Here is a 13,916-nt window from a genome sequence, read left to right as displayed (position 1 = left end):
ACTTTGGCCGAGGGCGAAATCTCCATCGCTCGTGACGAAATCGAAGCAGTAGGCGGCAACCGTGTCTTGGGGTGCAATAAATTAAGCTAATGAAGATCAGCACTGCCTTAAGCAGTGCGTCAAGGGGTAGTGTGCGTAGTGGCCGGAAGGCATTTTAGTATGTTATGGATGGGCGGAGGCAGGCTTTTGAGCCGTAGGGCGGGTTGCGGATGACCTAGTCAGGGTGCGGGGGGGGATGGGGCGAATCGCCGCCGGCGCGGGGTGAGGCGCCATCGGTGCAGGGATAAACTGTATACATTCATGCAGGAAGTCATATTTTGCTTGATTGTAATTTAAAAGTAATTATTATGTGGCCCTAAAAGTATTTTCTTCATCCGTGGTTCACTGGCCAGGCTGCGAATGAGATTCACTCCACTCCTCTCTAATTGGCTAGTCTTAACATTGCTATGGAGGATTTATTCACATGCGAAAATTCTTGGTTCTGTTGGCGTTGGTGGCTCTTACAGCAACTTCGGCTCATGCGGCGGTGAGAACGGTGGGAAAAGGGGACTCTCTGCGCTTCGATCCCTCTTCCATTCCGGTCAGCATGAAGGGGCACTACGACATTGTCCGGGCCCGATGCGTCAAATGCCATACCCTGGAGCGGACCGTCGTTGCAGTCCAGACCGGGGTCGCCCCGATTTCCGGACAGCCTTTCGACCACAAGGCGACCAAGGCGTACGGCGTGAAGATGCTCAGGAAGCCGGACTCCAACATGTCCAAAGCCGAGGTGAAGGCGGCTGTGGAACTGTTGAACTACCTGGTGGACGAAGCGCAGCGTTAAAGGAAGGCGATACGGCTGGCCGGCGGCGGTTACACGTCGAGGTAAGAAAGGGTATGAATGGTCAGGTCTACGACCAGGAACCGGTTCACGAGCCTCGGGGAGCCGGCCAGCAGATCGCACAACTCGTTGCAGATAAGCCCCGCCACCACGAAGACGCTGTACGGACTCACTTCTATCGCTCCCTCGGGCTGGCTGCTGCCGGCGTAGATCTCCTGTAGCGGCTGGGAGGCTCCTTTGACGAGGGTGAGGACCTGCCCCCGATCCCCCTGCACCCCTCCATGCACGAAGAGTCCGCCATCCGGTACGGCAGCGTATAGGTCGAAGCGGCTCTCATAGTTGTCCAGGCAGTCGACGACGACCTGGACATCCCCCGGCACGGTGAATCCCTTCCCGATCGCGGTTTCCTGGACGACTACCCCGGCTTCCGAATTGATGGCCCGGAGCCGCTCCCTAGCCACCTCCACCTTGCTTTTCCCGATGTCGCACTCGGCGTAGAGGCTTTGGCGGTGCAGGTCGCTCAGCTCGACCCTCCCCCGGTCGACCAGGTGCATCCGGCCGATGCCGGCCCGTGCCATGATCTGGCAGACTGTGGCCCCCAATCCCCCCACCCCCGCGACGAGGATGGTGGCGGCGGCGATCCGCTGCTGCTTCTCGTCTCCCCAGAACAATCTCTGCCGGTCATAACGGTCGGCCGCCATTCAACCTCCCGCTCCCGGCGGGAAAAGCGCCAGGACGTCGCCGTCGTTCACCGGGGTGTCGAGCTTTTGCAGGTGCAGCACGTTCCTGCGGTTCAGCAGGATGATGGTGCCGGTGTGGAGGGCCTTGCTGCCGTCGATAAGCTTGTGGGTGACCGGGATCCGCTCCCCCGCCTGGAAGCGCTCGAGCAGCGATCCGACGGTATCGCCCTCGCACCAGGGAAGTTCCACGGAGGCCTTTCCCGCCAGCATGAGCCGCAGGGTTCCATAGAGCTGGACGAGCACCATGGCTTGCCGCTAGGCGATCTGCAGCATGAACGCGCCGTAGCGGTTATCCCCGTGCAGCAGCTGCTTGCCGGGGAAGGGGGACCTCGCGCGTACCATCTGGTAGTAGAGTCCCGAATCGTTGGTCTCGCCGATCACCACCGCGCCGATGATGCGATCCTTCTCGTTGAGGAACAGCTTGCGGAAGCGGCGGGAGGCGCCCGAGCCGTGCGTCACGGTCCGCGGCGCGTCGTCGGAGCAGTAGCCGACCACGGCTACGTCGATGCCGAAGACCTCGGTGATGTTGTTCTTCATGCTCCCCTCGTAAAGCCGGTCGAGCCCCAGCATGTTCAGGGCCGCCACTTCCCCCTGCTCGACCGCGGTGATCCAGTTTCCCTGGACCGTGGTCTCCCCGGTGACGAAATCCTTTCCTTCGGCCGCATCTCCGGCGGCATAAATGGCCGGATACGACGTGCGGCAATGCTCGTCCACCACGATGCCGTCCTTTACGATAAGCCCCGCCTGGCGGGCCAGGGTGGTGTTGGGGATCACTCCCTTCCCCACCACGAGGGCGTCGGTGGCGAGCTTTTCCCCGGAGGCGAGGGTGAGGTGAAGCCGGTCGCCTTCGCTCACCTCCACGATGTCGTTTCGCTTGTGAAGGTGGACCCCTGCGGCGGTGAAATGCTCCTCCAGGATGGCTGCCGATTCGGCGTCGAGGAGTCGGCTGAAGATCCGGCCGGAACTGACGATCAGGTGCCGCTCGACATCGGGGGATAGGTGGGAGAGTACCGGGACGCTCACGAGCCCCGCCCCCAAGGCGGTAACGCAGGCGGCCGGTTTGAGGAGCCCTTCCAGTTTGTCGGCGTCGGCCATGTGCCTCAGGGTGCTGACCCGCTTGAGCCCGGGACTGAACGGGCGGGCCTCGCTTCCCAGCGCCAGGAGGAGGGATCCGAAATGGAGGGTCTCCCCGTTGTCCAGCCGGACCTCGCCGCGCTCGGGGTCGAGTGCCGCCGCGGCTTGACCGAAGAAGGTGGCGACTCCCATCTCCCGGTAGAAGGAGCCGTCCACGATGAAGAGGTTGTCCCTGCCGGTTTTGCCGCCGATGAAGTAGGGGGTGAGGACCCGGGAGTAGGCGGGGGAGTCCTCGCGGTCGATCAGGGCGATGGTGGTCCGGCGGCAGTGGCGGCGGATGGTGCGGATCGCCTGCAGACCGGCGGCGCTGTTGCCGATGATGACGATATCGAAGTGCGGCATGATTCCTCCGGAGGAGCCTCGGACAGACGAAATCCCCCCTGTCCCCCCTTCGCAAAGGGGGGAACGTTGGGACGGACTTAGGCTAGGCCGAGGGAGCTGGTCTTTTCCGGGGTCGGGATGCCTTTGGGGTCCCAGCCGCGGGCGGCATAGTACTCGGGGAGCATTTCCGGCAGGCGCGACACGCTCCCTTTCATCGGGCCGTCGGGGAGCGGCTCGCCCAGAATGCGCTTCGGCAGGGTGTCCTGGGACGGGTCGATCCCGGCTTTCAGGTTGAAAAGCCGCTCCAGGTTGTAGATCCGGTCACCGGCCACCATCATCTCCTCCTCGCTGAAGGCGCTTCCGGTCGCGGCGTTGATCAGCTTGGTCACCTGCGGAATGCCGATGCCGAAGGTGGTGAAGAGACAGACGCCGGCGGAGTCGACCACGGCGGTCACATCCTGGAACGCCTTGGCCCAGGCTGCCTTCCCCTCGATGACCTGCGGATCGAGCTTTTCGGGAACGCCGAGGATCTCGGGGGAGACCAGGTAGCCGCGCACGTGGCACCCGCCGCGGTTGCTGGTCGCGTACTCGAGCCCCATCCCCTGGATCGCCCTCCCGTCGTAGGCGGGGAATTCCTGCTTCTTGACACTCATCGACAGCTCCGGCGCACCGTACTTTTCCGCCAGGCGGTAGGAGCCGAGCCCCGCCTGACAGCCGAATCCCTCTCCCTTGCCGGTCATTTCCACGAGCTTCACCACGGCGTTGCCGTCGCCGAATTTCAGCGGCATGCCGGCCTCGGCCTCGGTGAGGATCCCCCGCTCGTACAATTCCATCGCGCACGCCACGGTGGAGCCCATGGTGATGGTATCCATCCCGTACTCGTCGCAGAGGTAATTGGCCTTGACGATGGCGGCCAGGTCGGAGACGCCGCAGGCGGCTCCCAGGGACCAGAGGGATTCGTATTCGGGACCTTCGCCGCTCCCGCTGAAGCGCGGGTCCGCGAGCCTGGTCACCCGCCCGCAGGCGATCACGCACCCCATGCACCCTTTGTTGCGCTTGAGGAAGGTCTGGACCAGGCGCTCCCCGGAGATCTCCTCGGCCGCCTCGAAGGTTCCGCATTGGGAGTTGCGGGTCGGCAGGGCCCCGCTTTGGTTGATGATGTTGACGAGGATGGCGGTCCCCAGGGCGGGAAGCCCCTCGGCGGTCACCGGGTGCTCGCGCAAAAGCTTCAGCGTCTCGCGGGCGGTATCGCGGAAGGCCTCCTTGTTGGCGGCGGCGACCCCTCCGGTCCCCCGCACGGCCACGGCTTTGAGGTTCTTGCTCCCCATCACCGCACCGACGCCGCTCCGGCCGGCCGCCCGGTGCTTGTCGTTCACGATGCAGGCGAAGCGGACCATCTGCTCCCCGGCCGGGCCGATGCTCGCGACCTTGGCGTCTCCGTGGAACTCGGCGCGGATGAGGTCCTCGGTCTCGCCGGTGGTCTTGCCCCAGAGATGGGAGGCGTCGGCAAGCTCGGCCTGCTGGTTGTGGATCTTCAGGTAGAGGGGCCGATCGGCCTTCCCCTCGATGATCACCAGGTCGTAGCCTGCGTATTTCAGTTCGCACGGGAAATAGCCGCCGGAGTTGGAGCAGGCGATGGTCCCGGTCAGCGGCGACTTGGTCACCACCATGTAGCGGCCGTTGGCGGCCCCGTAGGTCCCGGTAAGGGGGCCGGTGGCTAGGATGAGCTTGTTGGCGGAGCTCAACGGATCCACCGCGGGGTCGATCTCGTTGACGAGGTACCTGGATGCCAGGCCCCGCCCGCCGACAAAGGCCGCGGCCCATTCCATGTTGAGAGGTTCAGTCGTGCAGCTCTTGGCGGTCAGATTCACCCGCAGCAGTTTACCGTGCCAGCCGTTTCCCATCTCACACCTCCCCTTGGCCGTCTTTCATGGTTCTGGCGAATCGCAACACCTTTTCCCTCAGCGGGAGGTCCTCCTCGGAGTACTTCAGGCAGTGGGTCGGGCAGAAGGTCACGCACTCGGGAAAATCGGTGCCGCAGAGGTTGCACTTGTCTGCCTTTCCGGACTCGTCGAGGTACTTGATCATCCCGAACGGGCAGGCGCTTACGCAGGTCCGGCAGCCGACGCATTTGAGCTCGTCCACCTCGACGATGCCGGAGGTGAGGTCCTTGGAGATCGCCCCTTTCGGGCAGGCTTTCAGGCACCACGGGTCGTTGCACTGCATGCAGGTGACCGTGATGAACTGGGCCTCCTCCATGAAGACTTCGTTGACGATGCGCGACTTGCTGGGTGCGAACTCCCCGCGGTGCCTGAACGAGCAGGCCATCTCGCAGGATTTGCATCCGATACACTTTGACGGTTCGATGCGAATCAACTTCTGCATGGTGCGACCTCCCTGAGTGAATGTCCCCTGAAGGCAATCGGAGAGGATGGGGAACAGGTGAATGTACGACTGTATCAAGCGGCAGCCTATGACAACACTTCCTGTACTGATTGATTGTGGCGGGATACGGTCAGGTTGGAGCTCGTATAATTATCCATGTTTTCGAGCATGGTCAACCCAAAAAAATGAATGTTTTGATTAAGTGGTGCTTTGCAATGACAGCAAATGGGATGAACGGGGAAAAGACGATCTTCAGCTATGGTAAGTCCCCCTTGTCAAAGGGGGGGACCTGCTAACAGGGGACGATTGGAAGTCCCCTTTGACAAGGAGGGAGCTTGCCTTTTTCCGGGAACCCCGAGGGGAGGAAGATCGTGCTGCCGGTAGACCAGGTCCCGGCTGGGCAACGCTGCATCATGGTGCGTTCCGCCGGGTCGGCCGTAAGGGATTTCTCCCGCGGTTTCCGGCATTGGAGAATAGCTTTCAAGTTTTTCCCTGAGTGGGCCGATAAGGGGCTTCATTAAAACAATCGTTCCGCAGTCGCAGGGAGGAAAGATGCAATTTTGGGCCGATTTAAAGGTTAAGGGTAAGTTGATGACGCTGGTCTCCATTGCCGTTTTGACCCTCGCCCTCGTCGTCTGGGTGGGGCTCTCCAAGATGGGGAAAATGGCGAAAGACGAAGAGGATATCAGCACCGCGGTCACCCACGTCTCGCTCCTGAACAATCTCAAAAACGACCTGCAGGGTATACGCCTCGACCTCGTCTATCTCCTGTCGCTCAACGACCGGCAAACGGCCGCGGAGAAATCCCAGGATATCGTGCTCCGCAAGGGGCGTATCAAGGACGGGCTGGCGGCCTTCCAGAAATACGACCTGGAGCCGAAGGAGAAGGCGCTCGTAGATGCGTTCCGCGAGGGGTACGAGGCGTACGTCGAAAAGGGGGACCGGCTGGAGCAGATGTCGGTGGCGAGCATCGGCAACCCCCAGGGGAGGGCCGACGCGGTGAATTTTGCCGTCGGTACCGTGGCGCCGCTCCATGTGAAACCGGCCAAGGCGATCGACGATCTCGTGAGCCTCAACGTGGCCGAGGCGGCGGAGAGCTACCAGCACGACCTGGCAGGATACAGGAAGTCGGTGGCGATCCTGATCGCGGTGAGCGTGGCTGCTAGCCTCTTCATGGCGGGCATCGGCTTCCTCATTACCAGTTCCATCGTGCGGCCCCTGCAGATGGTGTACAACACGCTGGCCGAGGTCGCGGCGGGAGATCTCACGGCCCGCTCGTCGGTCTGCAGCCGGGACGAAATGGGGATGCTGGCGGCCGAGGTCAACATGATGACCGAGAAGCTCCTCGGTACCCTGGGTAAGGTGGTCGTGAGCAGCGAAAGGGTAACCGCTGCCGCCAACGAGCTCAACACCGTGTCGGAAAAGATCGCCACGGGGGCCGAGGAGGTCGCTTTCAACACCAGCACCGTGGCGACGGCCAGCGAAGAGATGATGGCCACCTCGTCGGGGATCGCCCAGAGCTGCCACCACGCGGCGTCGGGGAGCGAGCAGGCCAACGATGCCGCCATGGCGGGGGTGTCGGTGGTCGAAAAGACCGTCGAGGTAATGGGATCCATCGCGGGACAGGTAACCGCCTCCGCCCAGACGGTGGCCGGGCTGGGAGCCCGCAGCGACCAGATCGGGGAGATCATCGGGACCATCGAGGACATCGCCGACCAGACCAACCTCCTCGCCCTGAACGCCGCTATCGAGGCGGCGCGTGCCGGGGAGCAGGGGCGCGGATTTGCGGTGGTGGCCGACGAGGTGCGGGCTCTGGCCGAGCGTACCACCCGCGCCACCCGCGAGATATCCGAGATGATCAAGTCCATCCAGTCCGAGACCAGGAGTGCGGTGGCCGCCATGGAGACCGGAGTGCGGGAAGTGGAGCTGGGGACCGCCGAGGCGGCCAGGTCGGGGGAGGCGCTCAGGGCGATCCTCCAGCAGATCGGCGACGTGACCCTCCAGGTGAACCAGATCGCTACCGCTGCCGAGGAGCAGACCGCCACCACCTGCGAGATCACCAACAACATCCAGCAGATCACCGAGATCGTCCAGGGTACCTCACGCGGTGCCCACCAGTCCGCCAACGCCGCCGGCGAGCTGGCCGGCCTGGCCAACGACCTCCACGATCTCGTGCGCCAGTTCCGCCTCGCCTGATCCCCGCGAATCCCCTCCCGGGCCCCGCTCGCGGAGGGAATGCTGTCCGTCGTAACCGGGCGGGTTTTCTCTTTCTGCGGGAGGCGGTTCAAGTTATTTGCCGGATTGCCGATGGTAAGGCAAGGCGGGCAATCTAGCCGCGCGGAGGGAAAATGGACAGTACGCATAAGATAAAGCGGATCATGGTGGTGGATGACCAGGAGATTGCACGGGCCCTGTTGTCACAGCTCGTCTCGGGAAAGGGGCACGTGGACTGCGCGGAAAGGGGGGAGGAAGCCATCTCCCTGCACGCCAGCGCGCTCATGGACAAGTGGCCCTACGACCTGATCCTGATGGACGTAAACATGTTCGGCCTTTTGAACGGCAACCAGGCGGTACGCTGCATCCGCGAGCATGAGACCCGCATGAAGGTGGAGCATCCCGTTCCCATCGTCATGGTTTCCGCCTCGAACCAGCCGGAACAGATAGAGATGTCGGTCGAGCTCTGCGGGGCGAACGGCTATATCTGCAAACCGTTCAACCGGTCGCAGATCCAGGAAACGATCGATAGATACCTCGGGTAGAAAGGATGAGCAGGGAGCAGATACTCCCCCTCCTTGACGGGAACGGATATTTGTTCTATGTTCCGGCTGCCGTAGTCAGTTGCCGTGCCGTGTTATGATTACTTTTTCGATGGAGTCTCCATGAACAAAGTGTTCCGTGCCCTCGTCGTCTCCCTCTCGCTGGTGATCTTCGGTCACGGCTTGGCCCACGCCGAAAAGGCGGTCGCGGTCCTGCAGCCCGACGCCCCTCTCGAGATTTTCCTCTACGAAAACGATTTCGACACCAAGGACAGCAAGCCCAGGATCAGGCACCTGGTGAAATACCAGAACGTCTCGAAGCAGAAGGTCCTGTCGGCCCGGTTCGGGTTCGTCGAGTGCAACGACTACAACGAGCTGGTCGGAAGCTTCGTCGGCTACTCGCTGGAAGACGCCAAGGTTGGGGAGAAGAACAAGATCAAGTTCACCGACGAGGCTCCCTACGCCTCCTTCTTCAAGAAGTACGGCTCCTCCTTCGTCTGGGTGGACGCCGTCCGCTTCGAGAACGGCACCGTCTGGAATGCCGATCGCTCCCACGTCGTCATCGACCTCAAAAGCTATCTCCCGGGGATCAAGGAGATCGACCTGGCCGAGAAGAAGAGCCTGATGGAAGATTAGGGCAGAAGAGCGCCACGAAACCAACGAAGAAAGGCCCACCGGCTCAAAGCCGGCGGGCCTTTTTATTTTGCCGCCGCCGAAAGGGTGCAGGCTACTTCTTGTGGCAACTCAGGCAGATGAGGGAGTTTTCTTCCTTGGCCCAGAGCAGGAAGTTGTAGTTGTGGCCGGGGTCGGGGGAGACGTTGTTCTTGTTGTGGACGTCGTGGCAGCTGACGCAGGTGAGGATCTCCCCCTGATAGAGCAGGTCCACGATGCGGATCTTCGCCTCCCGGGTGACCTGGTTGTAGACCCCGGGAGTTTCGCTGGGAGTTACCGCGGTGGCGTACTGTTCGTTCTTGTCGGCGAGCTCGTTGCTCCCCCTGGCGGTCACCGCCTCGTCGTAGCTGAAGCCGATCGGGTGGGTGATGTTGAGGTCGGTGGAGATGGTTTTTTCCGCGGGCATCTTGGTGCCGTGCGGGTCGATGGCGATGGCGCCGTCGTGGCAGGTCATGCAGAGCCTGCTCGGCCCGACCAAGGGATCCAGTTCCTGGCTGATCCTGAGATTCTCCGGGGCGGTCCAGGTGTAGGGGCGGAGGCCGGACGCCTGCTGGTCAAGCGGCTTCGCCCAAAGGGTCCCCGCCTCGGAGTTGGCGTGGTGGGGGACATGGCAAAAGGCGCATACCCTTCCCATCGAATCGTTGAAGACGAAAGCGAAGGTGTTCATGTCATGCACCGACCCGACCGTCCCGGTGCCGGGGGCCTGGCCGGCGAAGGCAGGGCCTCCGGCACCGGGCAAGAGGTTCGAGACGATGGATGCTGCCAGGAGAATGGTGCGGAGATAGAAGCGGGTGCTGTTTGTGCGTACGGTTACTGCCATGATCGATGCGTCACTGCCTGAATTAAATATCACTGTGAAATGCAAATGCTGCCCAAGATTGGCGAGTTGTATAACATAGGTGATAATTGATGTGCAATAGTGATTTTTATGCGGCAAAATCTGACTAATAAATTCAGGTAGATAATGAGTGGCGGCTGGTGCTTTAGTTGGGATCTCGTGACATAGCGAAGGGGTACGGTAGAATTACTGCTCGCAAAATGCTTCTTGACATGTTACTAACGGTTAAGAATGAGTAGTTGACGCTGTATCGGCATCGCTGGTTACTGTCTCAACCCTGGGCTTTGGTTGCAAACGCCCGGAAAAGAGGTTCCGCGTGTTGTTCGACTCCAACTTCTTCAAGAGTCTTCCCCTTCTGCAACGGCACGCTCCCCTCCGTCGTCTATCCCTGTTAGTATTTGTTATACTCTTTGCTTCGATCTCTGCCGGTAACGCCGCCCCTGACGCTCTCGCCGCCCATCGCGTTGTCAAGGTAGGGGTGTACGAAAACCCTCCCAAGATATTCACCTCCGAATCCGGCAAGCCGTCCGGCATCTTCGTCGACATCCTCGAAGATATCGCCAGGTCCGAGGGGTGGTCGCTGCGGTACCTCCCGGGAACCTGGGCCCAAGGCCTGGATCGCCTCGCCAAGGGGGAGATCGACCTGATGCCGGACGTGGCGTACACGACCGAGCGCGAGGGGCTCTACGCCTTCCACAAGATCCCGGTCCTCACGGTCTGGTCCCAGGTCTACGCCCGCAAGGGGAGCGGCATCCAGACCATACTGGACCTCAACGGGAAGAGGATCGCGGCCCTGGAGAAGACCGTCCAGCTGGAGACCTTCACCCGGATCACCAAGAGTTTCGGGCTGAACTTCACCCTCATCCCGGTCCCGGACTACAAGACCGAGTTCGCCATGGTGGCCGCAGGGAAGGCCGACGCCGGGCTGACCAACCGCTTCTACGGGCTCATGTTCGCGCGCAAGGCGGGGCTGGAAGATACCCCCATCATGTTCGACCCGGACCCCTTCTTCTTCGCGGCCCCCAAAAACGCCCCGCCCGGCCTCCTGGCGGCCATCGACCGCCACCTCGCCAAGGAGAAGCAGGAGCCGCACTCTCCCTACTACCAGGCCATGAAGAAGTGGACCTCGGAGGAGGTGCATTTCCAGCTGCCGATTTGGCTCCAGGTCGCCGCCCTGCTGCTCGGAGGCGCCCTCATCGCGAGCCTCGCCGGAAGCTTCGTCCTGAAGCACCAGGTGCAGGCCCGCACGGCGGAGCTCAAGCAGGTGAACCAGGAGATGGAGCGCCGGGTCGAGGAGCGGACCCAGACCCTCAAGGAGACCAACGAGCGGCTGCAGGCGACGCTGGAGGACCTGGCCGACGCCAAGGAGCGCGCCGAGGCGGCGGACCGGTCGAAGTCGGCCTTTCTCGCCACCATGTCCCACGAGCTCCGCACCCCGCTCAACTCGATCATCGGCTTCACCGGCATCCTGCAGCAGGGGCTGAGCGGGCCGGTCAACGGGGAGCAGGGAAAGCAGCTCGTGATGGTGCGTAAGAGCGCCGAGCACCTCCTCTCCCTGATCAGCGACATCCTCGACATCTCCAAGATCGAGGCCGGCGAGCTGCAGGTGGACCGGGAGCCGCTTGCCCTGGAGGAATCGATCCGGAAGGTGGTGCAGACGGTACGGCCGCTGGCCGAGAAGAAGGGGCTTGAGCTCTCGGTGGAGGTGGGGGAGCTCCCCCCGCTGACCGCGGACGTCCGCCGGGTGGAGCAGATCCTCCTGAACCTCCTGAGTAACGCCATCAAGTTCACCGAACAGGGGGGGATCTCGGTCCGCTGCGGCAGGGAAGGGGACTTCTGCGTCACCAGCGTGACCGATACCGGGATCGGTATCTCCCCCGAGCAGATGGAGCGGCTTTTCCAGCCTTTCCACCAGGTGGACACCGGGCTCAGCCGGAAGTATGAGGGGACCGGGCTCGGCCTTTCCATCAGCAAGCGGCTGGTGGAGCTGATGGGGGGGAGCATACAGGTGGAAAGCCGCCAGGGAGAGGGGAGCACGTTCAGCTTCCTCTTGCCGGCTGAAAGGACGTGACGGATGCCCAAGAAGATCCTGTACATCGAGGACAACGAGCAGAACCTCTACCTCGTCAAGTTCATCCTGGAAAAGCACGGCTACCAGGTTCTTTCGGCCACCGACGGGCCGCAGGGGATCGATCTTGCGGTGAAGAGCGCTCCCGACCTGATCCTGCTCGACATCCAGCTGCCGCGCATGGACGGCTACGCCGTCGCCCGCATCCTGCGGAGCAATGCGGCGCTGGCCCGGGTCCCCATCGTGGCCGTCACCTCGTACGCCATGGCGGGCGACCGCGAGAAGGCGCTCGGTGCCGGCTGCTCGGGATACATCGAAAAGCCGATCAACCCGGACACCTTCATGAAGCAGATCGAGCAGCACCTGTAGCCGGGGGCGATGGGGGAGGCCGGTCACGAAACGGAGCCGGACCGGTAGGGGAAACGGTGCCGGGGAGGATGCCATGCAGCGGGTACTGATTGTGGACGACGTCGAGGAGAACCTCTATTTACTCGAGGTGCTCCTCAAGGGGAACGGATTCGAGGTCACTTCCGCCGTCAACGGCGCCCAGGCACTGGAGTTCGCCCGGCAGGCTCCTCCCGATCTCGTCGTCAGCGACATCCTGATGCCGGTGATGGACGGATACGCCCTCTGCCGGGAGTGGCGTGCCGACGAGCGGCTAAAGGCGATCCCCTTCATCTTCTACACGGCCACCTTCACCGGGAAGAAAGACGAGGAGCTCGCCCTGGGGATGGGGGCCGACCGCTTCCTGATCAAGCCGATGGAACCCGCGCTGCTGATGGCCTGCATCCGGGAGACCATGGCGGGGCACCCGAACGGCCGGGAAGCGGTGGGGCGCAACGAGGCGGGGCTCGACAAGCAGTACAACGAGGCGCTCTTTCGCAAGCTGGAAAAGAAGATGGCCGATCTGGAGCAGGCCAACCGTGAGCTGCACCAGAGGATGGAGGAACAGCAGCGGCTGGAAGGGCAGCTGCGCCAGGCCCAGAAGATGGAGGCGGTCGGCCGCTTCTCGGCCGGGATCGCCCACGATTTCAACAACATTCTGACTGTCATCCTCGGCTACGGCGGCATCCTCAGGATGTCGAAGGATATCGGCGAGGGGGTGCGCGAGAAGCTGGAGGTAATCCTGGCGGCGGGGGAGCGGGCGCGCAGCCTCGCCGACAGCCTCCTCACCTTCAGCAGAAAGACCACCCCCAAGCTGCAGAACCAGGATTTCAACCGGACCCTGAAGGGGGTGGAGGTATTCCTGCGCCGGGTGATCGGCGAGGACGTCACCCTCTCCATCTCCACCACCTCGCAGCCGCTCATGATCCTGGCCGACAAGGGGCACATCGAGCAGGTGCTCATGAACCTGGCGGCCAACGCGAGGGACGCCATGCCCGACGGCGGGACCCTTTCCATCGAGACCTCGGAAATCGAAATCGACGAGGCCTACACCCGTCTCCACGGCGTGGGCGCCCCGGGGCGCTATGCCCTGCTCTCGGTCACCGACACCGGCGTCGGGATGGACGCTGCCACCTGCCAGCAGATCTTCGAGCCGTTTTTCACCACCAAGGAGAGCTGCAGCGGGACCGGGCTCGGGCTGTCGATCGTCTACGGCATCGTCAAGCAGCACAACGGGCACATCCGGGTCCTCAGCGAGCCGGGACGCGGGACGGTGTTCCACGTACTGTTCCCCCTGGTGGAAACCGTTCCGCTGGCCGCCTCCCCGGAATCTTCGCAGGCCCTCCCGCCGGGGGGGAGCGAGACGATCCTGGTCGTGGACAACGAGGCGGCGATCCGGGAATACCTCGACCTCTTCCTTTCCGGGATGGGGTACAAGGTGTACCTGGCCGTGGACGGTATAGACGTCGTGCGGAAGTTCCGCGAGAAGAAGGACGAGATCGACCTGGTGGTGATGGACATGGTCATGCCGAAGAAAAGCGGGCGCGACGCCGCGGTCGCCATCAGGAACATCAAAACGGACGCCAAGATCCTCTTCATCACCGGGTATGCGCAGGATGCCTGCAGCGACCTGGCGATGGCGGAGGCGGCGATGATCACCAAACCGTCGACTCCGACGGAGCTGGCCCTTAAGGTTCGGGAGGTACTTGACCATGACATATCTTGAATGTTCGAGCGGTAGGAAGATCTTGTGGCGGGGGCGGCCGTCAGTCTGGCGGGGAGGGCACTCCGGGCGGGC

13 protein-coding genes are annotated in these 13,916 nt (G+C 62.6%); 7 read left to right on the top strand and 6 right to left on the bottom strand.

The genetic code is table 11. The annotated features are described in order from the left end of the window. Positions 1–493 precede the first annotated feature (493 nt). Positions 494–823 carry a cytochrome C gene (locus L4X63_RS03040; RefSeq protein ID WP_250677112.1) on the top strand — a complete coding sequence of 110 codons (330 nt, stop codon included), beginning with the start codon at positions 494–496 and terminating at the stop codon, positions 821–823. Between the two features lie 29 nt (positions 824–852). On the opposite strand, the gene L4X63_RS03035 is transcribed toward L4X63_RS03040, so the two are convergent. The 5 genes from L4X63_RS03035 to L4X63_RS03015 all read right to left on the bottom strand — a co-directional run bounded on the left by L4X63_RS03035 (position 853) and on the right by L4X63_RS03015 (position 5,400). Beyond that, positions 853–1,521 (bottom strand): HesA/MoeB/ThiF family protein, encoded by a 669-nt coding sequence (locus L4X63_RS03035; RefSeq protein WP_250677111.1) that lies wholly within the window; start codon positions 1,519–1,521, stop codon positions 853–855. Beyond that, the gene (locus L4X63_RS03030) at positions 1,522–1,806 is read right to left on the bottom strand and encodes a MoaD/ThiS family protein (protein ID WP_250677110.1); all 285 of its coding nucleotides are present in this window, start codon (positions 1,804–1,806) and stop codon (positions 1,522–1,524) included. Between the two features lie 9 nt (positions 1,807–1,815). Then, positions 1,816–3,036 (bottom strand): NAD(P)/FAD-dependent oxidoreductase, encoded by a 1,221-nt coding sequence (locus tag L4X63_RS03025; protein ID WP_250677109.1) that lies wholly within the window; start codon positions 3,034–3,036, stop codon positions 1,816–1,818. A gap of 77 nt (positions 3,037–3,113) precedes the next feature. Then, entirely contained in the window at positions 3,114–4,919 is a 1,806-nt protein-coding gene (locus L4X63_RS03020; protein WP_250677108.1) for an aldehyde ferredoxin oxidoreductase family protein, read from the bottom strand. 1 nt (position 4,920) lies between these two features. Next, a complete protein-coding gene (locus L4X63_RS03015) occupies positions 4,921–5,400 on the bottom strand; it encodes a 4Fe-4S dicluster domain-containing protein (protein ID WP_250677107.1) in 480 nt (159 codons plus the stop codon). A gap of 552 nt (positions 5,401–5,952) precedes the next feature. Between L4X63_RS03015 and L4X63_RS03010 the strand changes: the two genes are divergently transcribed. The 3 genes from L4X63_RS03010 to L4X63_RS03000 all read left to right on the top strand — a co-directional run bounded on the left by L4X63_RS03010 (position 5,953) and on the right by L4X63_RS03000 (position 8,792). Beyond that, a complete protein-coding gene (locus tag L4X63_RS03010; protein WP_250677106.1) occupies positions 5,953–7,596 on the top strand; it encodes a methyl-accepting chemotaxis protein in 1,644 nt (547 codons plus the stop codon). A gap of 152 nt (positions 7,597–7,748) precedes the next feature. Then, a complete protein-coding gene (locus L4X63_RS03005) occupies positions 7,749–8,159 on the top strand; it encodes a response regulator (RefSeq protein ID WP_250677105.1) in 411 nt (136 codons plus the stop codon). A 120-nt stretch (positions 8,160–8,279) separates the two neighbouring features. Beyond that, positions 8,280–8,792 (top strand): hypothetical protein, encoded by a 513-nt coding sequence (locus L4X63_RS03000; RefSeq protein WP_250677104.1) that lies wholly within the window; start codon positions 8,280–8,282, stop codon positions 8,790–8,792. A gap of 91 nt (positions 8,793–8,883) precedes the next feature. Here the strand turns inward: L4X63_RS03000 and L4X63_RS02995 are convergent, their stop codons facing one another. Continuing rightward, positions 8,884–9,648 carry a cytochrome C gene (locus L4X63_RS02995; protein ID WP_250677103.1) on the bottom strand — a complete coding sequence of 255 codons (765 nt, stop codon included), beginning with the start codon at positions 9,646–9,648 and terminating at the stop codon, positions 8,884–8,886. Positions 9,649–9,982: 334 nt separating this feature from the next. On the opposite strand from L4X63_RS02995, the gene L4X63_RS02990 reads away from it, so the two are divergent. The 3 genes from L4X63_RS02990 (at position 9,983) to L4X63_RS02980 (ending at position 13,844) form a co-directional block, all read left to right on the top strand. After that, a complete protein-coding gene (locus L4X63_RS02990) occupies positions 9,983–11,737 on the top strand; it encodes an ATP-binding protein (protein WP_250677102.1) in 1,755 nt (584 codons plus the stop codon). A gap of 3 nt (positions 11,738–11,740) precedes the next feature. Continuing rightward, on the top strand, positions 11,741–12,103 hold the full coding sequence (locus L4X63_RS02985; protein ID WP_250677101.1) for a response regulator: 363 nt from the start codon (positions 11,741–11,743) through the stop codon (positions 12,101–12,103). A 73-nt stretch (positions 12,104–12,176) separates the two neighbouring features. Next, positions 12,177–13,844 carry a response regulator gene (locus L4X63_RS02980; RefSeq protein ID WP_250677100.1) on the top strand — a complete coding sequence of 556 codons (1,668 nt, stop codon included), beginning with the start codon at positions 12,177–12,179 and terminating at the stop codon, positions 13,842–13,844. Positions 13,845–13,916: the final 72 nt, after the last annotated feature.

This window comes from Geomonas sp. Red32 (assembly GCF_023652955.1).
In the GTDB taxonomy this organism is placed as follows: domain Bacteria; phylum Desulfobacterota; class Desulfuromonadia; order Geobacterales; family Geobacteraceae; genus Geomonas.
This window is presented reverse-complemented; position numbering and strand designations above follow the sequence as displayed.

Coding starts and splice junctions, on each gene's coding strand:
- L4X63_RS03035 (WP_250677111.1), bottom strand. CDS start 1,521: ATGGCGGCCGACCGTTATGACCGGCAGAGATTGTTCTGGGGAGACGAG.
- L4X63_RS03030 (WP_250677110.1), bottom strand. CDS start 1,806: ATGGTGCTCGTCCAGCTCTATGGAACCCTGCGGCTCATGCTGGCGGGA.
- L4X63_RS03025 (WP_250677109.1), bottom strand. CDS start 3,036: ATGCCGCACTTCGATATCGTCATCATCGGCAACAGCGCCGCCGGTCTG.
- L4X63_RS03020 (WP_250677108.1), bottom strand. CDS start 4,919: ATGGGAAACGGCTGGCACGGTAAACTGCTGCGGGTGAATCTGACCGCC.
- L4X63_RS03015 (WP_250677107.1), bottom strand. CDS start 5,400: ATGCAGAAGTTGATTCGCATCGAACCGTCAAAGTGTATCGGATGCAAA.
- L4X63_RS03010 (WP_250677106.1), top strand. CDS start 5,953: ATGCAATTTTGGGCCGATTTAAAGGTTAAGGGTAAGTTGATGACGCTG.
- L4X63_RS03005 (WP_250677105.1), top strand. CDS start 7,749: ATGGACAGTACGCATAAGATAAAGCGGATCATGGTGGTGGATGACCAG.
- L4X63_RS03000 (WP_250677104.1), top strand. CDS start 8,280: ATGAACAAAGTGTTCCGTGCCCTCGTCGTCTCCCTCTCGCTGGTGATC.
- L4X63_RS02995 (WP_250677103.1), bottom strand. CDS start 9,648: ATGGCAGTAACCGTACGCACAAACAGCACCCGCTTCTATCTCCGCACC.
- L4X63_RS02985 (WP_250677101.1), top strand. CDS start 11,741: ATGCCCAAGAAGATCCTGTACATCGAGGACAACGAGCAGAACCTCTAC.
- L4X63_RS02980 (WP_250677100.1), top strand. CDS start 12,177: ATGCAGCGGGTACTGATTGTGGACGACGTCGAGGAGAACCTCTATTTA.